The organism is Frankiales bacterium, from assembly GCA_016125335.1.
Classification (GTDB): domain Bacteria; phylum Actinomycetota; class Actinomycetes; order S36-B12; family CAIYMF01; genus Longivirga.
Window position 1 is genome coordinate 121,025 of the sequence record WGLY01000017.1, and the last position, 20,462, is coordinate 141,486.

Consider the following 20,462-nt stretch of genomic DNA (forward strand, 5'->3'; position numbering starts at 1 on the left):
GGTCCCCACCCCTTCACCCGTGCGTCCGTCATCGGCGGCCCATGCCCTCGAGGAGGCTGATCACGCGCAGCATGACCTCGTCGGCGCCGCCGCCGATGGAGACCAGGCGCGCGTCGCGGTAGTAGCGCTCCACCCACATGTCCTCGGCGTAGCCCATGCCGCCGTGGTACTGCACCGCGGCGTCGGCCACTTCGCGCGCCACGCGAGCGGCCTTCAGCTTGGCGATCGTCGCCATGCGCGTGACGTCCTCGCCGGCGAGCACCCGCTCTGCCGCCGCGTGGCAGTACTCGTGCACGAGGTCGACGTCGGCGACGAGCTCGGCGAGGCGGTACTGCAGGTGCTGGTTGGCCAGCAGCGGCTTGCCGAAGGCCTCGCGCACGCGCAGGTACTCCACCGTGCGGTCCAGCGCCCGACGCGCGCCGGCCACGGCGAGGTAGGCACCCACGAGCCGCTCGTCCTGGAACTGCTGCATCTGCAGCTGGAAGCCGCGTCCGATCTCCCCGATCGTGTGGTCGACCGGCACCCGGACGTCGTCGAGCACGAGCTCGGCGGTGTCGCTGGACCGGTTGCCCATCTTCTCGATCTTGCGGCCGACGCTGAAGCCGGGAGTGGCCGTGGGGACGACGATGAGCGACATACCGGCGTACCCGCCCTCGTCGCTCGTGCGGGCCAGCAGGCACACCCAGTCGGCCTGGGTCCCGTTGGTGATCCACATCTTGCGGCCGGTGATCACCCAGTCGTCGCCGTCGCGGCGGGCGCGGGTGGTGATGCCGGCGACGTCGCTGCCCGCGCCCGGCTCGGACACCGCGACCGAGCACACCTGCTCGCCGCGCAGCGCCGGCTCGAGGTAGGCCTTCTTCAGCTCGTGGCTGCCGTGGCGGGCCAGCGCCGGCGTCGCCATCGAGGTCTGCACCGCGATGCCCATCGGGACGCCGGCGCAGTCGGCGCGGCCGAGCTCCTCGGCGAGCACCAGCGTGTAGGAGTGGTCGGCGCCCTGGCCGCCGTACTCCGGGTCGTACTCGAGGCCGAGCGCGCCGACCGCGGCGAGCTTGGGGAACAGCTCGTGGCCGGGGAAGATCCCGGCCCGCTCCCACTCCTCGACGTACGGGTCGATCTCCTTCGTCACCAGGTCGCGGACGACCGCGCGGAACTGCTCGTGCTCGGGGGTGAACCTCATGACCGCTCCTTCGTCCGCACACCCAGGCCCCGCGCCCACAACAGGCTCAGGGTCTCGACCGCCGTCTCGTCGCCGTAGGCCGCACCGGCCTGCTCGTCGCGCCCGTACCAGTGCCGGCCGAAGCCCTCGACCATCGCGCACAGCGCCCCGGCGGCCACCGCGGCGTCGACGTCGGTGTCGGCCTCGCCCGCGGCCTGGAGCCGCTCGATGTCGCGGGTGACGCGGCGCACGTGGTCGCGGCGGACGCCGGCGAGCACGTCGCGGTAGTGCGGCTCCACGGCCGCGGCCTCCTCGACGACCTCGAGCATCCGGCCGTGGCGGCGGTAGGCCGCGAGGTAGCGGCGGTTGCCCTCGAGCATCCGCTCGTGCGGGTCCGGCACCTCGTCGCCGATGGCGAGCGCCGCGAACACCTCGTCGATCATCGTGTCGACGAGAGCGCGCAGCAGCGCCTCCTTGTCGGCGAACCAGGTGTACGTCGTGCCGTGGGAGACGCCGGCCGCCCGGGCGATGTCGGCCATGCGGGTCGCGGCGTACCCGCGCTCCTCGAACACCGCGCGCGCGGCCACGAGCAGGTTGTCGCGCGTGCGGCGTCCGCGGTCGGTGAGCGGCGCGGCCTTCTCCTCGGCCCGGGCGCTCACGTCGTCACCGCCTGCGCGCGCTCGTCGTCGGTGAGCAGGTCGCGCGGGACGTCGACCCAGCGCGCCCGCAGGTGCTCGCCGAGGCCCTTGGCCTGCGGGTCGAGGCTGGTGGAGTCGGCCACCCCGCGGCCGAGCAGGCCGTGGACCACGACGTTGACGGCGCGCAGGTTCGCCAGCGGGTGCACGTCGACGCCGAGGTCGCCCGCCTCGGGCAGCAGCGCACGCACCCGGTGCGCGGTGAGGGATCCCGCCAGCCAGGACCACCGGCGCCGGTCGAGGTCGTCGTCGCCCGTGGGCCGCAGCCAGACGCCGACGTTGGCGTCGCCGCCCTTGTCGCCGCTGCGCGCCCCCACCATCGCGCCGAAGGGGACGCGCACCGTCGCGCCGCCGGGCTGCGGGGGCTCGGGCTCCTGGTGGGCCTGGTCCCCGAGCGCTCCGGCGGGTCCGGGCGCCCCACCGCCCGGCACGGTGGCGACGACCGTGGTGGTGCCCTCCGCGTCGAGGTGCACGACCTGCTCGACCAGATCTGCCGCGACGGTGGTGGGCCAGTAGACGCCGTACGGCGTGCCGTCGGACGGCGGCGCCGTGGGGAACATGCCGGGGTAGCTCGCCAGCGCGCTCTCGACCACCGGCGCGGTGAACGCCTTGCCGACCGCGGCGGGGTCCGCGGCCTTCACGGTGATCCGCAGCTCGGCCTGGGCGTCCGCGGTGGTGGCGGGGTCGGGGCGGTCGCGGCGCAGCAGCGCGACGTGCAGCTCGCGCACCGCGAACCGCGAGGCCGCGGCGTTGTCCTCCGGTGTGCCCGAGAGTGCTTGGGCCAGAGGGAGTCCCGCGATCGTGCGGAGCGCGAGATCGGCCTTCGCCTCGACGTCGAGCCCGGTGAGCACCAGCGACGCGGAGTTACGGAACCCGCCGAGCGCGTTCATCGCGACCTTGAGGGTGGCCGGTGCCGGCTCGCCGCGCACTCCGCTGATCCGCACCCGGTCCGGCCCGGCCGGGGCCAGCGCGATGGTGTCGAAGCGCGCCGTCACGTCGGGGTTCGCGTAGGCGGGGCCGCCGATCTCGTAGAGCAGCTGGGCGGTCACGGTGCCGACGTCGACCAGTCCCCCGGTGCCGTCGTGCTTGCCGACGACGCTCGTGCCGTCGTCGGCGACGTCGACCCACGGGAAGCCGACGTGCTCGAGGCCCGGGACCTCGCGGAAGAACGCGTAGTTGCCGCCGGTGGCCTGCGCCCCGCACTCGATGACGTGACCGGCGACGACGGCGCCGGCGAGGCGGTCGAGCTGCGCGGGGTCGTCGTAGTCCCAGCCGTGCCACCACGCGGCCGGACCCACCACGAGCGCGGCGTCGGTGACCCGGCCGGTGATGACGACGTCGGCCCCGGCGGCGAGCGCCGCGGTGATGCCGCGGCCGCCGAGGTAGGCGTTGGCGGTGAGCGGCGGGGCGCCGAGCGCCTCGAGCGGCTCCCCCGTCGCGAGGTTGGCGAACGGCTCGCCGGCCGCTCGCAGCCCGTCGAGGCGCGGGAGCAGGTCGTCGCCCTCCACCCACGCGACCCGCACGCGCCCGAGGCCGAGCTCGTCGGCGGCGGCGCGCACGGCCGCCGCCGCGCCCGCCGGGTCGAGGCCGCCGGCGTTGGAGACCACCTTGATGCCGTCCTCGAGGCACGTGCCGAGCACCTCGCGCAGCTGGGTGAGGAACGTGCGGGCCCAGCCGCTGCCGGGCCCGTGCTTGAGCCGCTGCCTCGCCAGGATCAGCATCGTGAGCTCGGCGAGCCAGTCGCCGGTGAGCACGTCGATCGGGCCGCCCTCGACCATCTCGCGCGCGGCCGAGAGCCGGTCGCCGAAGAACCCGCTGCAGTTCGCGATGCGCACCGGCCGCTCGCTCATGAGGGCTCCACCGTCGCGACCACCACGTGCGCGTCGACGGACTGCCCCACCCGCACGTGCACCGCCGTCACGACGCCGTCGGCGCCGGCCCGCACGGTGTGCTCCATCTTCATCGCCTCGAGCACCACGAGCGGCTCGCCCGCGGCGACGGTGCTGCCCACCTCGACGGCCACGTGGGTGACCGTGCCGGGCACCGGTGTGGTGGGGTCGCTCGCTCCCGCCTCGTGGCCGCCGGCCGCCCCGAGGGGCAGCACCGAGAACGTGGTGACCCAGCCCTCGGCGTCGACGGCGACCGACTCGGCCGGGTCGGCCGGATCGTGCCGCAGGTCGACGGTGCGGCGCACGCCGTCGACCTCGAGGCGGTGCGCCGCGAAGCCGTCGTCAGCGCGCGGCCCGAGGGGGTCCAGGCGCACCGCGCGGTGCGACCGGACCGGGCCGACCGGCCCTGCCATCGCCGCGATCGTCTGCGCCGCATGGGGATCCACGCGGGCACCGTCGACGTCGAGCTCGTCGGCGTCGGCTGCCACGAGCAGCGTGGCGCCGTCGCGGGTCCAGGCACGGCCCAGCACGGCGACCACGTCGCGCTCGCCCCGGCGGTAGCCGACGCGCAGCGTCTCGGGCACCCCGGCCACGGTGCGCCAGCCCTCGCCCGCCGCGTCGCCGCCGAGGCCGAACAGCGCGGCGGCGGCTGCGAGCAGGTGCAGGTCGAGCACGTCGGCCGGCGCCTGCGGTGCGAGTACCTCGGGGTGCTCGTCGAGGAACGCCGTGGTGGTGGCGCCGTCGAGGAACGCGGGGTGGTCGAGCACAGCCGCGAGCATGAGGGCGTTGGTGGTGACGCCGACCACCGACGTGCCCCTCAGGTACTCCGCCAGCGAGCGCGCGACGTCGGTGCGGTCGTCGCCGTGCGCGACCACCTTGGCGAGCAGCGCGTCGTAGTGCTCCGAGACGGTGGCGCCCTGCTCGTAGCCGCTGTCGACGCGCAGCCAGTCGCCGCCGTCGTCGTCGAGGTCCCACGACAGCAGCCGCCCCGTGCTGGGCAGGAACCCCCGCGCCGTGTCCTCGGCGTAGAGGCGCGCCTCGATCGCGTGGCCACGGCGCCCGATCTCGTGCTGGCGCAGCGGCAGCGGCTCGCCCCGCGCGACCGCGAGCTGCCAGGCCACGAGGTCGAGCCCGGTGACCAGCTCGGTCACGGGGTGCTCCACCTGGAGCCGCGTGTTCATCTCCAGGAAGAAGAACTCCTGCGCGTCGCCCTCGCCGGCGACGAGGAACTCCACGGTGCCGGCGCCGACGTAGCCGATCGCGCGCGCCAGGGCGACCGCGGCGGCGCACATCGCCTCGAGCGTGGCCGGCGTCGTGCCCGGCGATGGCGACTCCTCGACCACCTTCTGGTGGCGGCGCTGCACCGAGCACTCGCGCTCGAACAGGTGCACCACCTCGCCGTGCGCGTCGCCGAAGACCTGCACCTCCACGTGGCGCCCGCGGGACAGGTAGCGCTCCAGGAACACGGTGGCGTCGCCGAAGGACGCCTGCGCCTCGCGCCGCGCGGCCGCCACCGCCGCCGCCAGCTCGTCCGCGGCGGTCACCACGCGCATCCCGCGCCCGCCTCCCCCGGCGGATGCCTTCACCAGCACCGGGTACCCGACGCCGGCCGCGGCCGTCACGAGCGCCTCGTCGGAGACGTCGGCGTCGAGCTCGGCACCGGGCACGAGCGGGACGCCGGCCGCCGCGGCCACGCGCTTGGCCTCCACCTTGCGCGCCATGGCGCGCATCGCGTCCGGGGGCGGCCCGATCCAGACGAGCCCGGCGTCGAGCACCGCCTGGGCGAAGTCCGGGTCCTCGGACAGGAAGCCGTAACCGGGGTGGACGGCGTCCGCGCCGCTGCGGCGCGCGGCGTCGAGGAGCCGGTCCGGGTCGAGGTAGGACTCCGCGGCGGTGCGCCCGCCGATCGCGACGGCGAGCGTCGCCTCGTCGACGTGCGGCGCGCCGCGGTCCGCGTCGGAGAAGACCGCGACGGTCTCCACGCCCGTCGCGTGGCAGGTGCGCACGATGCGCCGGGCGATCTCGCCGCGGTTGGCGACGAGCACCCGGGTGACGGCGCGGACGCGCTCGGAGGTCATCGCGTCACATCCGGAAGACGCCGTAGGTGTTGGAGCCGCGCACCGGGCCGGAGTGCACGGCGGCGAGCGCCAGCGAGAGCACCCGCCGGGTGTCGCGCGGGTCGATGACGCCGTCGTCCCACAGCCGCCCCGTGGCGTAGAGCGCCGTGGACTGCGACTCCACCTGGGCCTCGAACGCCTCGCGCGCCGGGGCGAACGCCGCGGCGTCGAACGGCTGGCCGGCGGCCTCGGTGCGCTGGCGCGCCACGATCTCGAGCACGCCGCCGAGCTGGCGCGGCCCCATCACGGCGATGCGGTGCTGCGGCCAGGTGAAGACGAAGCGCGGGTCGTAGGCGCGGCCGCTCATCGCGTAGTTGCCGGCGCCGTAGGACGCCCCGACCATCAGCGTGAGGTGCGGCACGGTGGAGTTGGACACCGCGTTGATGAGCTTGGCGCCGTCCTTGATGATGCCGCCCTGCTCGTACCGGGTGCCGACCATGAAGCCGGTGATGTTCTGCACGAACAGGATCGGCACGTCGTGGCGCTCGCACAGCTGGATGAACTGCGCGCCCTTCTCCGCCTCCTCGCTGAACAGCACGCCGTTGTTGGCGAGCACGCCGATCCGGAAGCCGTCGAGGTGGCCCCACCCGGTGACCAGCGTGGTGCCGTAGAGCGGCTTGAACTCCTCGAGCTCGCTGCCGTCGAGCACGCGGGCGAGCACCTCGCGCACCTCGAACGGCACGCGGACGTCGACGGGCGCGGCGCCGAGCAGCTCGTCGACGTCGTACGCCGGCGGCACGGCCGCGCGCGAGCGCCCGGGCCCGAGCTCGCGCCAGTTGAGGTGGGCCACGATCTCGCGGCCGATGCGCAGCGCGTCGGGCTCGTCGGCGGCGAGGTGGTCGGCCAGGCCGCTCACCCGCGCGTGCATCGCGGCACCGCCGAGCGACTCCTCGTCGGCGTCCTCGTCGATCGCCATCTTCACCAGCGGCGGGCCGCCGAGGTACACGCGCGCGGCGTCCTGCTGGAGCACGACGTAGTCGCTCATGCCCGGCACGTAGGCGCCGCCCGCGGTGGAGGACCCGAACACGAGGGTGACCGTCGGGATCCCGGCCGCCGAGAGCCGGGTGAGGTTCTTGAACGACGCCCCGCCCGGCACGAAGATCTCCGCCTGCCGCGGCAGGTCGGCGCCGGCCGACTCGGTGAGCGACACCAGCGGGAGCCGGTTGGCCCGGGCGACCTCCATGGCGCGCAGCCCCTTGGCCACGCTCGTGGGCCCTTGGGCGCCGCCCTTGACCGTGGGGTCGTTCGCGCTCACCACGCAGCGCACGCCGCTGACGGTGCCGACGCCGGTCACCAGGCCGCCGCCGAGCGGGTCGTCGGTGCCCCAGCCGGCCAGCGGGGAGAGCTCGAGAAAGTCGGACCCGCGGTCGAGCAGCAGGGCGATGCGCTCGCGCGGCAGCAGCTTGCCGCGACGGCGCAGCCGCGCCACGGCGGCCGCGTCCTTGGCCGGGTCGGCGCCGCCCGAGCCGCCGCCGCCCACGACCGCGGCCTGGAGGCGGGCGATCTCCTCGAGCGCCTCGAGCAGGGCCGCGCGCGTGGCGGCGTGCTCGGGCGAGCGCGGGTCGAGGCGGGTGGCCAGCCGGGCCATGGCGCCTCCCTGCGGACGGGGACGGGAGCGGTGCGCCGCCACCGGAGGGCGGCGCCGTCGAGCCGACCTGACGCTACTGTCAACTTGATACCGGCGTCAACGAGTCGGGCGCCGGTCCCCCCGGCCCCGGCGGCTCGGCCCGGCGGGTCGGCCCCGGCCCGCGCCCGCGGCGGGGGGAGGATGCCGGGGTGAGCGCTGCGACGTCGTGGAGCGTGGCCCGGCGGGCCGCGCGCGAGGCGGCCTCCGCGCTGCCCGTCGTCGAGGTGCCGCTGCCCGACGCCGTCGGGTCGGTCCTGGCGCACCCGCTCGTCGCGGCCACGGCGCTGCCGCCGTTCGACTCCGCGTCGATGGACGGCTGGGCCGTCTCGGGCCCGGGTCCCTGGACCGTGGTCGGCCGGCTGCTCGCCGGCGACCGCCTCGACAGCGTGGCCGACGGCACGGCCCTGGTGGTGTCCACCGGGGCCGCGCTGCCCATCGGGGTGGACGCCGTGCTGCGCCGCGAGCGCGGGCTCACCCGCGAGAGCGCGCACGGCACCGAGCTGGTCGTGGGCGACCCGGTACGCGGCCTGCCCGCGCCCCACCCGGGCTACGTCGAGCCGGGCAGCGACATCCGACCGCGCGGCGGCGAGTGCGCCGCCGGGGACGCCCTGCTCGAGGCCGGCGGCGTCGTCACGCCCGCCGTGGTCGGCATGGCGGCGGCCGCCGGCTACGACGCCCTGCACGTGGTGCGCCCGCCCGACGTCGCGCTGCTCGTGCTGGGCGACGAGCTGCTCGAGCGCGGCCCCTCGCGCGACGGCCGCGTCCGCGACGCCCTGGGCCCGATGCTGCCGGGCTGGGTCGCGTGGACCGGGGGGCGCGCGTTCCCGCCGGTGCGCGTGCCCGACTCCCTCGACGCCCTGCTCGAGGAGCTCGAGGACGCCAACGCCGACGTCGTGATCACCACCGGATCCACCGCGGCCGGCCCGGCCGACCACCTGCACGCCGCGCTGCGCCGGCTGGGCGCGCACTGGGTCGTCGACGGCGTCTCGGTGCGCCCGGGCTCGCCGATGTGCCTGGCCCGCCTGCCCGACGGGCGCTTCGTCATCGGCCTGCCCGGCAACCCGCTCGCGGCGGTGTCGGCCCTGCTCACGCTGGCGGTGCCGCTGGTCGCCGCACTGCGCGGCGAGGTGGGCGCCGACGAGACCCAGGTGGGCACGGCGGTGCTGGCCGCCGACGTGCGCCCGCACCCCACCGACGTGCGGCTCATCCCCGTGGTGCGCCGTCACGTCGAGGGCGAGGACGTCGCGACGCCCACGCTGCACGACGGGCCGGCCATGCTGCGCGGGCTGACCCTCGCCGACGGCATGGCCGTCGTGCCGGCCGGCGACGGTGCGCGCGGGTCGACCGTGCAGGTACTGCCGCTGCCCTGAGGCGCTACGGTCGGCGCATGGCAGGCCAGGAGAAGCTGCGGCTGCCCGCGCGCCGTTACGGCCCGCTCGGCTCGTTCCTCATCCGCGTCGGCATCGCGGTCGCCTGCCTGGTCGTCACCACCGTGCTGGTGTACGTCGAGAGGTCCGGCTACAAGGACGCGAACGGCCTGCCGATCACACCCCTCGACGCGCTCTACTACGCGACCGTCACGCTGTCGACCACCGGCTACGGCGACATCGTCCCGGTCACCGAGGCCGCGCGCCTGACCAACGTGCTGGTCATCACGCCGCTGCGCTTCGTCTTCCTCATCACGCTCGTCGGCACCACCGTGGAGGTGCTCACGCGGCGCAGCCGCGACGAGTTCCGGGCCCGCCGCTGGAGGAGCTCCGTGAAGGACCACACCGTCGTCATCGGATACGGCGTCAAGGGCCGCAGCGCCGTGCAGGCGCTCGTCGACCAGGGCACGCCGGCCGACCGCATCGTCGTCGTGTCGCCGTCGCGCGCCGAGATCGAGGAGGCGACCGCGAAGGGGTCGCTGGGCATCGTGGGCGACGGCACCCGCGAGCAGGTGCTGCGCGACGCCGCCGTGCCGGCCGCGGCCCGGGTCGTGGTGGCCACCGACCGCGACGACACCTCGGTGCTCGTCACGCTGACCGCCCGGCGGCTGTCGCCCGCGGCCACGCTCGTGGCGTCTGCGCGGGAGGCGCAGAACATCCCCGTGCTCAAGCAGAGCGGCGCCGACGTCGTCATCCCCACGGCCGAGTCGGCCGGCCGGCTGCTCGGGCTCTCGCTCATCTCGCCGGTCGCGGGCGGCCTCGTCGAGGACCTGCTCGAGCCCAACCTGGGCCTGGAGATCGTCGAGCGCGACATCACCGCGGAGGAGCTGGGCGTGCCGCCGGAGTCACTGCAGAAGGACCGCAACCTCGTGCTCGCCGTCGTGCGCGACGGCGCCCCGCACCGCTTCGACGAGGGCGCGGTCAAGCTGCTCCAGCTCGGCGACCGCGTGGTCGTCGTCCGGCCGGCGGCGAGGGCCTGACGTGCGCGCGGTGACCCAGACCGGCCACGGCGGCCCGGAGACCCTGGGGTGGACCGAGGTCCCGGACGCCGTCGCCGGCCCGGGCGAGGTGCTCGTGCGCGTGGCGGCTGCCGGCGTCAACCGCGCGGACCTGCTGCAGCGCCAGGGCTTCTACCCGCCGCCGCCCGGCGCGTCCGACGTCCTCGGCCTCGAGTGCAGCGGCACCGTGGCCGCGGTCGGCGACGGCGTCACCGGGTGGTCGGTGGGCGACGCGTGCACCGCCCTGCTCTCGGGCGGCGGCTACGCGGAGCTGGTCGCCGTGCCGGCCGGACAGGTCATGCCGGTGCCCGACGGCGTCAGCCTGGTCGACGCGGCCGCGCTGCCGGAGGTCGCGTGCACGGTGTGGTCGAACGTCGTCCTCGTCGCCGGCCTGCGCGCCGGCGAGGTGCTCCTCGTGCACGGGGGCGGGGGCGGCATCGGCACCTTCGCGGTGCAGGCCGGCGTCGCCCTCGGGGCCCGCGTGGCCGTCACGGCCGGCTCGGCGGAGAAGCTGGCACGCTGCCGCGACCTCGGGGCCGAGATCCTCGTGGACCACACGCGGGAGGACTTCGTCGCGCTGGTGCGCGAGGCCACCGGCGGGCACGGCGCGGACGTCGTGCTCGACGTCATCGGCGCGGCCTACCTGGGCCGCAACGTCGAGGTGCTCGCCACGGGCGGGCGCCTGGTGGTCATCGGCATGCAGGGCGGGGCCCGCGGCGAGCTGGACCTGGGCCGGCTCATGTTCCGGCGCGCCTCGATCCACGCGACGACGCTGCGCGCGCGGCCGGTGGAGGAGAAGGCGCAGATCTGCGCGGCCGTGGTCGAGCAGGCGTGGCCGCTCGTCGCGTCCCGCCGCATCGTGCCGGTGGTCGACCGCGTGCTGCCGATGAGCGAGGCGGCGCAGGCGCACCGCGCCCTCGAGGCCGGCGCGCACATCGGCAAGGTGCTGCTCACCCCCGGGTGAGCGCGGCGTCCGACTCAGTCGAGCTCGCGGGCGAAGGCGTCGATGACCCGGGCCGCGGTCATGCCGACGCGCTCGTAGAGCCGCTGCGCACCGGTCGGGCTGGTGCTGTCGACCGAGAGGGCCACGAACGAGCGGCCCTCCTCGCGCGAGCGGACGAACGCGCGGCGCAGCAGCAGCGCGGCCAGGCCGCGGCCACGGAACTCGCGGCGCACGCCGAGGATCGGGACGTAGCCGCCGCCGAGGTCGGCGCGGGTCTCGTCGAGCATGAGCACGGCCGCGTCCTCGCCGTCCACCTGGAGCAGCCACGACCCGTCCTCCGACAGCCCACGCTCGGCGAAGTGGCGGCTCCACTCCTCCCACGACCGGGGCACGAAGTCCCAGTGGTCGGCGAAGGCGGCCTGCTGCACCGCATGGGCCCGCCGGAGCTCGTCCTCGCTGCGGGCGACCACCAGCGTCACGCCGTCGGGCAGCTCCGGCATCGTGGCGGGGACGGCGGGCGAGTCGGTGTCGATGCGCATGCGCCAGAACCGGCGCACCTGCGCGAGGCCGGCCCTGGCGATCGCGGCGCGCAGCCGCTCGTCCTGCGCGAAGGCGCCGGTGCGCAGGGTCCACGACGTCGCGCCCTCGCGGTCTCGGTGCGCGGTCGCGGCGGCGAGACCGAGGGCGAAGCCGTGGTCGTAGAGCGCGTCGGCCGCCGCGGGGGGAGTGCCCGGGCGCACGTAGACGTCGCACCACGAGTCGCCCGCGGTGGGGTCGCGCTCGATCCACACGAACCCGCGCAGGGCGCCGGAGGCGTCCTCGACCAGCACGGTGCGCTCGCGGTCGTTGGACTCCCCGGCGAGCATGCCCCGCAGGTCGTCGCGGCCGGTGTCGGGCTCGCCCACCACCGCGACGTCGCAGGCGGTCACCAGCTCGAGCACGTCCTCGAGCTCGGCGACGCCGTCCTCGACGTAGGTGGGCGTCCGGACGACGAGACCCGCCGGCAGCGCGGCCCCGGCGCTCACGCGAGGTCCCGTGCGTAGGACTGGAACGTGCGGACCGGCCGCATCCCCACACCCTCGTACAGCGCCACCGCGCCCGTGAGGTTCTCGGCGTCGACGCCGAGCTGCGTCCCGTTGCGGCCGAGGTCGCGGTAGCGCACGAACGCCCGCCGGAGCAGCAGCCGGGCCAGCCCACGGCCCCGGAACGGACGGCGCACGCCGAGGAGCGCGACGAAGCCGTCCCCCATGTCGGCGAGGCTGTCGTCGAGCAGGCAGATCGCCGCGTCCTCCCCGTCGACGGTCAGCAGCCACCACCCCTCGGGGTCGCGGGTGCGCGAGGTCTCCCACAACGCCCACCACTCGTCCCACGGGCGTGGAGTGAAGTCCCAGTGGTCGCGGAAGGCGTCGTTGTCGACGTCGCAGATGCGCCGGCGGGTGGCCTCGTCGTCGGAGACGACGAGCTCGACGCCCTCGGGCAGCGGCGGAGCCTGCGCGGGGATCTCGGGCGAGGACGAGTCGATGCGCATGCGGTGGAACCGGCGCACCGGGGTGAACCCCGCCTCGGTCAGCACCGCGCCGAGCTCGGCGTCCTGCACCCATCCCCCGGCCCGCGCGGACCACTCGCCCCCGCCGGCCGCGTCGCGGTGACGCCGGGCAGCCGCGAGCCCGTGCGCGACGCCGACGCGGTGGGCCTCGGCGCGCGCGGGCCCGTGCGGCGCGACCACCTCGGTGAAGGAGTGTCGTGCGGTCGCGTCGTTCTCCACGAACACGTAGGCCACCGGCCGCTCGCCGTCGAGGATCAGCGCCGTGGCCTCGCGGTCGACCGTCGGCATCCCCAGCATCCACGCGACGTCCGAGGGGCCGCCGTCGCGCTCGCCCAGGACGTCGAGGTCGCGGCGGGCGACCAGGCCCACCACCGTCTCGAGGTCGACCGGGTCGAGGCCGTCCGCGCCGTAGCGCAGCGGCCGCACGGTGAGCGGGCCCCCCGCGGCGGGATCGGTCATGCCACCGAGGATGGCGGGAGCGCCCGCCGGTGTCGTGAGGTTTTCCGGAGCCCGGCGTGGACGGCGTCGCCGCCGGGGCTCAGGTGGCGGCCGGCAGGGCGGCGATCCGGCGGGCGAGGTAGGGCGAGAACCACCCGGCGTACTTGGCCTGGATCTCCGGCCGGGTCCAGTCCAGCCCGGTGACGACGCCGCGGCAGGTGGGCTCCCCGCACAGGCACTCGAACTCGTCGTAGTCGCTGGAGTCGCACGTGGCGTAGTCGAAGGTGAGCTCCTCGCCCACCTCGATGTCGCGCAGGGCCACGAGCACCGTCGCCCCGACCAGCCCGCAGGAGGGCTCGCACGAGTGGTTGAGCATGTCGCCGGGCTCGGGCGTCTCGTCGGAGACGAGGTAGAGGCCCTCGTCGATCTGGATGGAGCGGCCCTGCCGGTCCTCGCTGAAGGTCGCAAGGGTCTCGTGGGTGACGACCCACCCGCCGAAGGCGGCGACCGTGGTTCCCGCTGGGATCCGCTCGGTGGCGAAGGAGCCCCAGCCCTTGGCACCGACCGGTCGGGCCTGCGCCCCGGGGAACAGCCAGTTGTAGTCCACGTGTCGTCTCCTTCAGCGACGATCGCGCGGCCCGGTGCCCCTCGGGTCCGGTGCCCTCACCCCTCACGATGAGCGCGCGGACGGGCCCGTTGCCCGCCCCAGGACGGAATGGAAGCACACGCGGGTGAACGACGACGAATCCGGAAACCTCGTGCGGCCCAACGCTGAACGGCGGTTCAGGACCCTCGGGACCGGACGCAGCCGGCGCGACCGCGCGACCGGCCCGCGCGGCGGTGGTTGGATGGGCGCATGACCGACAGGCAGGACGACGCGACCGTCGACGCGGGCCCCGCGCAGGACGACGAGCAGCCCCGCATCGTCATCGTGGGCGCGGACGGTCAGCCCGTGGCCACGGTGCCGGTCTCCGGCTCCGAGGAGGAGCGCGAGGGCTCGGTGGCCGACCTCGTCGAGCAGCCGGCCAAGGTCATGCGCATCGGCAGCATGATCAAGCAGCTCCTCGAGGAGGTGCGCACCGCGCCGCTCGACGAGGCCTCGCGCAGCCGGCTCAAGGAGATCCACCGCCGCTCGATCGCCGAGCTCGAGGACGGCCTCGCGCCCGAGCTGGTCGAGGAGCTCGAGCGCCTCTCGCTGCCGTTCACCGAGGAGTCGACCCCGAGCGACGCCGAGCTGCGGATCGCGCAGGCGCAGCTCGTCGGCTGGCTCGAGGGCCTCTTCCACGGGATCCAGACCGCGCTGTTCGCCCAGCAGATGGCCGCGCAGGCCCAGTTCGAGCAGATGCGCCGTCGGGCCATCGCCGGACCCGGCCGCGGCGACTCCGGCGTCCCGGGGGTGCCGGCGCCCAACGAGGGCAACGGCCTCTACCTCTGACCCGCGCGCCCGGGCTGCGCCGGAACACGCGCGACACGGACCCGTACGCTCGTCCCGTGATCGATCTCAAGGTGATCCGGGACGACCCCGACCAGGTGCGCGCCTCGCAGCGCGCCCGCGGCGAGGACGAGACCGTCGTCGACCGCCTCCTCGCCGCCGACGAGCAGCGCCGCGCGGCCGAGGTGTCCTACGGCGCCCTGCGCGCCGAGCAGAAGGAGCTCGGCCGCCGCATCGGGCCCGTCCAGGGCGCGCTGAAGAAGGCGGACGACGACGCGCGCGCCGCGCTCACCGCCGAGCTCGACGGGCTCATGGCCGGCGCCGCGGAGCTCGCCGACCGCGTCAAGGCGGCCGAGGCCGAGCGCGACGACGCCGACGCCCGCACGCAGGAGCTGCTCGCGCTGCTGTCCAACCTCGTCGACCCGGCGGCGCCGGTGGGCGGCGAGGCCGACTTCACCGTCCTCGAGCACGTCGGCACGCCGCGCGACTTCGCCGCCGAGGGCTTCGCCCCGCGCGACCACGTCGAGATCGGCGAGCTGCTCGGCGCCATCGACGTCGAGCGCGGCGCCAAGGTGTCCGGCTCGCGCTTCTACTACCTCACCGGCGTGGGCGCCCTGCTCGAGCTCGCCCTCATCAACCACGCGGTGGCGCTGGCCACCGGCAACGGGTTCGTGCCCGTCATCCCGCCGGCGCTGGTCAAGCCGCCCGCGATGGAGGGCACCGGCTTCCTCGGCCAGGCCGCCGAGAACGTCTACCGGCTCGAGGCCGACGACATGTACCTCGTCGGCACCGCCGAGGTGCCGCTGGCGGCGTACCACTCCGACGAGATCCTCGACGCCGCGAGCCTGCCGCGCCGCTACGTCGGCTGGTCGCCGAGCTACCGGCGCGAGGCCGGCTCGGGCGGGCGCGACACCCGCGGCATCTGGCGCGTGCACTGGTTCGACAAGGTCGAGATGTTCACCTACTGCGAGCCGCAGGACGCCGTCGCCGAGCACGCGCGGCTGCTCGCGTTCGAGCGCGAGTTCCTCGACAGCCTCGAGCTGCCCTACCGCGTCATCGACGTCGCCTCGGGCGACCTCGGCGCGTCGGCGGCCCGCAAGTTCGACATCGAGGCATGGGTGCCGTCCTACGGCGACTACCGCGAGGTGACCTCCACCTCGAACTGCACGCAGTTCCAGGCCCGCCGGCTGCGCATCCGCCTGCGCGACGGCGAGGGCGTGAGGCCCCTCGCCACGCTGAACGGGACGCTCGTGGCGGTCACGCGGACCATCGTGGCGCTGCTGGAGAACCACCAGCTCGCCGACGGCTCCGTGCGGGTGCCGGCCGCCCTGCGCCCCTACCTCGGCGGCCGCGAGGTGCTCGCGCCGCAGTGACGCCCGGCGTCCCGGCCGCGGTCAGGACGCCGTGTCGCGCAGGACGACGGAGTCGACGGCCACGCGCTGGGGCGCGCCGGCCGTGCTGGCCACCACGAGCCCGCCCAGCCAGCCGTCCGCGGGCGCGGGACGGGTCGAGGTGACCGAGCGCACCTTGTGCCCGTTGACGAACAGCGTGAGCGCTGTGGCCTTGCCGTCCGGCCGGGTGACGCAGGTGCCGGTCACCGTGAGGCGTCCCCGGGGCGCCGACGTCGTGCCCTGCGCCAGCACCCGCGGCGTGCTGCCGGTGGCGATGGAGCCCCGCACCTGCTCGATGAACCACCGGTGCCCGGGGAAGACGACGAACTCGTAGAGCAGCGCCTGCGCGCCGCTGCCCTGGTCGCACGTGACGCCGACGCCGGACTGCCCGGACGCGGACGGGTCCAGGACGTAGTGAGCGGTCACGCTCATGTGGACGACCGGGTCCTGGTAGGGCGCGTAGGCGTAGTGGTGCAGCGCCCCCTTGGCGACCACGACGTAGCGGCCGTGCTGGTAGGCGAAGGTCGTGCCCGAGGGCAGCGTGCGGGTGGGCCAGCCCGACCCGGCGGAGGAGAAGTCGTCCGAGAACACCACCGTGCCCTGCGTGGCGCTCGTGACGGCGGTGCCCCGGTGCCCGCCGGTCGGTGACGCGCTCGCCGACGGTGCCGTCGGGTCGCCGGCACCCGGCACCGCGGCCGGGGGCGTGGTGGTGGTGGGCAGCGACGCCGTGGCCGGCGTGCTGCCGCCGCCGCGCAGCAGCCCCACGGCCACCACGGCGAGCGCCACGAGGGCCAGGCCGCCGAGCACGAGCAGGACGACCGCGCCGCTGCGCGGGCCGCGCCGGGCGTCCGACCGGGCCGGCGCGTCCTGCGGGGCCGCGGGCCAGGCGGTCGCGGCCGGGTCCTCGGTCCAGGCCGATCCGCCCCAGGTCGCGGGCGGGCTGACGGCGGGTCCGCCGCCGGCCGGGGCCACATGGTCGGTCCAGGAGACGCCGTCCCACCAGCGGGTCGCGCCGGCGGCGTCGACGTACCACCCCGGCGGCGCCGGGGTGCCCTCGTCCGTCACGTGTCGCCGCCCCCTGTCGCCCTCGCCCGTCCGGTGGTCGCCCGACGACCGTAACCCAGGGGCGATGGCGCGCGGGCCACCCGTCCGGGGGGACGGGTGGCCGGGTCGGCCGGGTCGAGGGGCGCCGGCGGCTCAGCGCGAGGAGTCGAAGACCCGCGCGGCCACGGCGCGGATGACGGCGGCCGGCTGCTCGTCGAGGGGTGCGCCGGGGAGCACGGAGCCGAGGTCGGTGAGGTCGACGAGGGCGCCGGCCGGGGCCTGCGACCCGGAGCGGACCCGGCGGGCGCGGGCCCGGCGGCGCAGGGACCGGCCGCCTCCGCGCACGAGGTTGGCGACCACGAGCGCCCACAGCACGAGCGGGACGCCCACCACGGCTCCGAGGAGCATGCCCAGCAGCATCCTCGTGACCAGCTCGCCTGCGCTCATGGCGGGTCTCCTTCCGGCTCGGGATCGACGGTACGCCCGGTCCGCGCAACCCGCCGCGCGCAGGCGCGACACGTGCACGGAGCGTGAGCAGGGCGCGAGGATGCCCCCGTGACGACCGCCGAACCCCCCTCGCCCGCACCGCTCCCGGACGTGCTGTCCGGGCCGCGGCTCGACCTCGTGCTCGTCCCGGTCGACACGCTCCTGGCCCGCGCCGCGGCGGACGACCCGGTGCCCCTCGGGTTCACCGACCCCGAGGACGTGCTCTCCCCCGACGACTCGCCGCTGCGCTACCGCGTGGCGCAGGTGCGGGCCGACCCGTCGGTCAACCCGTGGCTGATCCGGGTCGCGGTGCTGCGCGAGACCGGCGAGGTGGTGGGGCTGGCGAACTTCCACGGGCCCCCGGACGAGGCCGGGATGGTGGAGATCGGGTACCGGGTGCGCCCGGCGCACCGACGGCAGGGCTACGCCCGCGAGATGGCGCTCACCCTGTGGCGCGCGGCCGCCGCGCGCCCGGACGTGCGGGTGCTGCGCGCCACCGTCTCGCCCGGGAACACGGCGTCGATCCGGCTGATCGAGGGGGCGGGCCTGCGCCACGTCGGCGAGCAGGACGACCCGGAGGACGGGCTGGAGCTCGTCTACGAGATCGGGGCGCAGGAGTTCCTCGCCCGCCACCCCTGAGACCGCGTCGCGGCACCGTCCCGACGGCACGGGGTGGCGGCACCGCGCCCGTGCTGGGAGTCTCCGCACGTGACCACCGACCCGCACCCCGCCACGGCGGGGCTGGCCGCCACCTCCGCCGCCGACCTCGCCGCGGACCTCGCCGCCGGGCGCACCACCTCGGTCGAGGTCGTCCGCGCGCTGCGCGAGCGCATCGCCGCCGTGGACGACGCCGGGCCCCAGCTGCGCAGCGTGCTGGCCCTGGCCGCCGACGCCGAGGAGCAGGCCGCGGCGCTCGACGCCGAGCGCGCCGCGGGGCAGGTGCGCGGCCCGCTGCACGGCGTGCCGGTGCTCATCAAGGACAACATCGAGGCGCTCGGGCTGCCCGGGTCGGCCGGCTCGCTGGCGCTGGCCGGGCGGCCGGTGGAGCGCGACGCGGACCTCGTCGCCTCGATGCGCGCAGCCGGTCTCGTCGTGCTCGGCGCCACCAACCTGTCGGAGTGGGCCAACATGCGCTCGCCGCACTCCACCAGCGGCTGGTCGGCGGTGGGCGGCCTCACCGGCAACCCCTGGCGCCTGGACCGCAGCGCCGGGGGGTCGTCGTCAGGCTCGGGCGCCGCGGTCGCGGCCGGGCTGGCCCCGCTGGCCGTGGGCACGGAGACCGACGGCTCGATCACCTGCCCGAGCTCGCTCAACGGCTGCGTGGGGCTCAAGCCCGGCGTGGGCCTCGTGCCCACCACCGGCGTCGTGCCGCTCGCGGCCAGCCAGGACGCGCCGGGCCCGATGGCGCGCACCGTCGCCGACGCCGCCCTGCTTCTCTCGGCCATGACCGGCGACGCCTCCTACGCCGGCGCCCCGGGCACGCTCGCCGTCGACGGCCTGCGCCTCGGCGCCGGCTCCGGCTGGCTGTCGGGCCACCCCGGCACCGACGCGCTGTTCGCCGACGTCGTCGAGCGCCTGCGCGCCGCCGGCGCGCAGGTGGGCGAGGCCGACGTGACGCCGGTGGCCGGCACGGGCGCGGCCGAGCTGACCGTGCTGGTGTGCGAGCTGCGCGAGGACCTCGACGTCTACCTCGCCTCCCGCGGCGGCCCCGGCCCCGCCTCGGTCGAGGAGCTCATCGCCTTCAACCGCGAGCACGCCGAGCACGAGCTCGCGCACTTCGGCCAGGAGTTCCTCGAGATGGCGGCGTCCTCCCAGGGCCGCGAGGACCCGGCGTACGCCGAGGCCCGCACCCGGTGCCTGGCGTGGGCGATCGACGAGAACCTCGGCCCGGCCCTCGAGGGGCCGGACGCGCCGGAGTTCCTGGTGGCACCGGCGTACGCGCCGGCCTGGAAGAGCGACCTGCTCGCCGGCGACCACTTCCTCGGCGGCGGGCTGGCCAGCGCCGCCCCCTCGATCGCGGGCTGGCCGGTGCTGTGCGTGCCCATGGGGCTCGTCGCCGGGCTGCCCGTGGGCCTCGTGCTCGTGGGACGGCCGGGCAGCGAGGCCCGGCTGCTCGCCGCGGGCCACGCCGTGGAGGGCCTGCTCGCGCTGGGCGCGGCCCTGCGGCCCGCCTGGGCCGCCCCCTCGCGGGGGTGACCCGCCCCCTGGGCCGTCCGCTCCCGCCGCGGGCGCGCGAGCGGTGCTGGGGGAGGATGGCGCGGTGACCGGAGCGGCGAGCGGGACCGAGCGCGCGGGCACCTCGTGGCAGGCGCTGGCCGCCGGCGTCCGGCTGCTGGCCACCGACCTCGACGGCACCCTGCTGCGCCCGGACGGCTCGGTCTCGGCCACGACGGTGGAGGTCTTCGCCCGGGCCCGCGCGGCCGGCTTCCCCCTCGTGTTCGTCACGGGCCGGCCGCCGCGCTGGCTGCCCGTCGTCGCGGCGGCCACCGGGCACGGCGGCGCGGCGATCTGCGCCAACGGCGGCGTGGTGCTCGACCTCGAGACCCACGAGATCCTGCGCAGCCACCCGATCGACCCCGAGGTGATCGACGAGGTCGTGCGCACCCTGCGCGCGCAGCTGCCCGGCGTCGGCTTCGCGGCGGAGTGGGTGGAGGAGGGCAGCGGGGCGGTCGCCCGCGACACCGACTTCGCGCACGAGACCGCCTACGTGCCCCGCGTGACCGCGGCCGGCGCGGTGGTCGGCGCGGACATCCGTGCGGTGACCGCCGGGCACCGCGTGGTGAAGCTGCTCGCCCGGGCCGCCGGCACCGGCCACGACGCCGACAGCCTGCTCGACCACGCGCTCGAGCACGTCGAGCACCTCGTCGCGGTCACCCACTCCAACTCCGCCGACGTGCTGCTGGAGATGAGCGCGCTCGGCGTCGACAAGGGCGCCGCCCTGGCCGAGCACGCCGCGGGCCTGGGCCTGGCCGCGGCTGACGTCGCCGCCGCCGGGGACATGCCCAACGACGTCCCCATGCTGCGCTGGGCCGGGGTGGGGCTGGGGGTCGCGGGCGCGCACCCGCGCGTGCTCGAGGTGGCCGACGCCGTGCTCCCCGGCCCGTCCGACGACGGCGTCGCGCAGTTCCTCGACGCCGTGCTCGCCGCCCGCGGCTGACCGGCGGCCCCCGTGCGCGGGGGGTGTGAGCCGCGCCACATCCGCCCGCGAGCCGTCCCCTGAGCGGACGTCCGATGTGACCGGTTACAGGGGGTCCTGCCTACCGTCCTGCGTCG

General features: G+C 76.2%; 17 protein-coding genes and 1 pseudogene. 8 read left to right on the forward strand and 10 right to left on the reverse strand.

Features of this window, described 5'->3' with window-relative positions; all coding sequences use genetic code 11:
• Positions 1-28: 28 nt before the first annotated feature.
• Genes GC157_10410 through GC157_10430 form a run of 5 tightly spaced genes read right to left on the reverse strand, consistent with a single transcriptional unit; the run spans position 29 to position 7,445 of the window.
• Entirely contained in the window at positions 29-1,177 is a 1,149-nt protein-coding gene (locus tag GC157_10410) for an acyl-CoA dehydrogenase (protein ID MBI1377878.1), read from the reverse strand.
• A complete protein-coding gene (locus tag GC157_10415) occupies positions 1,174-2,079 on the reverse strand; it encodes a TetR family transcriptional regulator (GenBank protein ID MBI1377879.1) in 906 nt (301 codons plus the stop codon). Before GC157_10415 ends, GC157_10410 begins: the two co-directional genes overlap by 4 nt.
• A complete protein-coding gene (locus GC157_10420) occupies positions 1,812-3,701 on the reverse strand; it encodes an acyclic terpene utilization AtuA family protein (protein ID MBI1377880.1) in 1,890 nt (629 codons plus the stop codon). The genes GC157_10415 and GC157_10420 overlap by 268 nt, the downstream gene beginning before the upstream one ends.
• Positions 3,698-5,818, reverse strand: coding sequence for an ATP-grasp domain-containing protein (locus GC157_10425; GenBank protein ID MBI1377881.1), 2,121 nt, complete (start codon positions 5,816-5,818; stop codon positions 3,698-3,700). Before GC157_10425 ends, GC157_10420 begins: the two co-directional genes overlap by 4 nt.
• 4 nt (positions 5,819-5,822) lie before the next feature.
• Complete coding sequence (locus GC157_10430; protein MBI1377882.1) at positions 5,823-7,445, reverse strand: acyl-CoA carboxylase subunit beta; 1,623 nt, start codon at positions 7,443-7,445, stop codon at positions 5,823-5,825.
• A gap of 188 nt (positions 7,446-7,633) precedes the next feature.
• Between GC157_10430 and GC157_10435 the strand changes: the two genes are divergently transcribed.
• Genes GC157_10435 through GC157_10445 form a run of 3 tightly spaced genes read left to right on the forward strand, consistent with a single transcriptional unit; the run spans position 7,634 to position 10,873 of the window.
• On the forward strand, positions 7,634-8,854 hold the full coding sequence (locus tag GC157_10435; GenBank protein ID MBI1377883.1) for a molybdopterin molybdenumtransferase MoeA: 1,221 nt from the start codon (positions 7,634-7,636) through the stop codon (positions 8,852-8,854).
• 17 nt (positions 8,855-8,871) lie between these two features.
• On the forward strand, positions 8,872-9,891 hold the full coding sequence (locus tag GC157_10440) for an Ion channel protein (protein MBI1377884.1): 1,020 nt from the start codon (positions 8,872-8,874) through the stop codon (positions 9,889-9,891).
• 1 nt (position 9,892) lies between these two features.
• Entirely contained in the window at positions 9,893-10,873 is a 981-nt protein-coding gene (locus tag GC157_10445; GenBank protein MBI1377885.1) for a zinc-binding dehydrogenase, read from the forward strand.
• A 14-nt stretch (positions 10,874-10,887) separates the two neighbouring features.
• On the opposite strand, the gene GC157_10450 is transcribed toward GC157_10445, so the two are convergent.
• The 3 genes from GC157_10450 to GC157_10460 all read right to left on the reverse strand — a co-directional run bounded on the left by GC157_10450 (position 10,888) and on the right by GC157_10460 (position 13,443).
• Positions 10,888-11,877 (reverse strand): GNAT family N-acetyltransferase, encoded by a 990-nt coding sequence (locus GC157_10450; GenBank protein ID MBI1377886.1) that lies wholly within the window; start codon positions 11,875-11,877, stop codon positions 10,888-10,890.
• Positions 11,874-12,857: a GNAT family N-acetyltransferase gene (locus tag GC157_10455; protein ID MBI1377887.1), complete on the reverse strand. Its 984-nt coding sequence runs from the start codon at positions 12,855-12,857 to the stop codon at positions 11,874-11,876. Before GC157_10455 ends, GC157_10450 begins: the two co-directional genes overlap by 4 nt.
• A gap of 79 nt (positions 12,858-12,936) precedes the next feature.
• Positions 12,937-13,443 (reverse strand): SET domain-containing protein-lysine N-methyltransferase, encoded by a 507-nt coding sequence (locus GC157_10460; protein ID MBI1377888.1) that lies wholly within the window; start codon positions 13,441-13,443, stop codon positions 12,937-12,939.
• A gap of 249 nt (positions 13,444-13,692) precedes the next feature.
• Between GC157_10460 and GC157_10465 the strand changes: the two genes are divergently transcribed.
• Positions 13,693-14,271 (forward strand): DUF2587 domain-containing protein, encoded by a 579-nt coding sequence (locus GC157_10465; protein MBI1377889.1) that lies wholly within the window; start codon positions 13,693-13,695, stop codon positions 14,269-14,271.
• A gap of 56 nt (positions 14,272-14,327) precedes the next feature.
• On the forward strand, positions 14,328-15,641 hold the full coding sequence (serS, locus tag GC157_10470) for a serine--tRNA ligase (protein MBI1377890.1): 1,314 nt from the start codon (positions 14,328-14,330) through the stop codon (positions 15,639-15,641).
• 960 nt (positions 15,642-16,601) lie between these two features.
• Here the strand turns inward: serS and GC157_10475 are convergent.
• A pseudogene (locus GC157_10475) lies at positions 16,602-16,724 on the reverse strand (DUF2510 domain-containing protein).
• Positions 16,725-16,856: 132 nt separating this feature from the next.
• Positions 16,857-17,150 carry a hypothetical protein gene (locus GC157_10480; GenBank protein ID MBI1377891.1) on the reverse strand — a complete coding sequence of 98 codons (294 nt, stop codon included), beginning with the start codon at positions 17,148-17,150 and terminating at the stop codon, positions 16,857-16,859.
• 108 nt (positions 17,151-17,258) lie between these two features.
• Here GC157_10480 and GC157_10485 point away from each other — a divergent pair, with 108 nt between their 5' ends.
• The 3 genes from GC157_10485 to GC157_10495 all read left to right on the forward strand — a co-directional run bounded on the left by GC157_10485 (position 17,259) and on the right by GC157_10495 (position 20,346).
• Positions 17,259-17,828 carry a GNAT family N-acetyltransferase gene (locus tag GC157_10485; GenBank protein ID MBI1377892.1) on the forward strand — a complete coding sequence of 190 codons (570 nt, stop codon included), beginning with the start codon at positions 17,259-17,261 and terminating at the stop codon, positions 17,826-17,828.
• A 33-nt stretch (positions 17,829-17,861) separates the two neighbouring features.
• The gene (locus GC157_10490; protein MBI1377893.1) at positions 17,862-19,385 is read left to right on the forward strand and encodes an amidase; all 1,524 of its coding nucleotides are present in this window, start codon (positions 17,862-17,864) and stop codon (positions 19,383-19,385) included.
• A gap of 115 nt (positions 19,386-19,500) precedes the next feature.
• A complete protein-coding gene (locus GC157_10495; GenBank protein ID MBI1377894.1) occupies positions 19,501-20,346 on the forward strand; it encodes an HAD-IIB family hydrolase in 846 nt (281 codons plus the stop codon).
• Positions 20,347-20,462 lie beyond the last annotated feature (116 nt).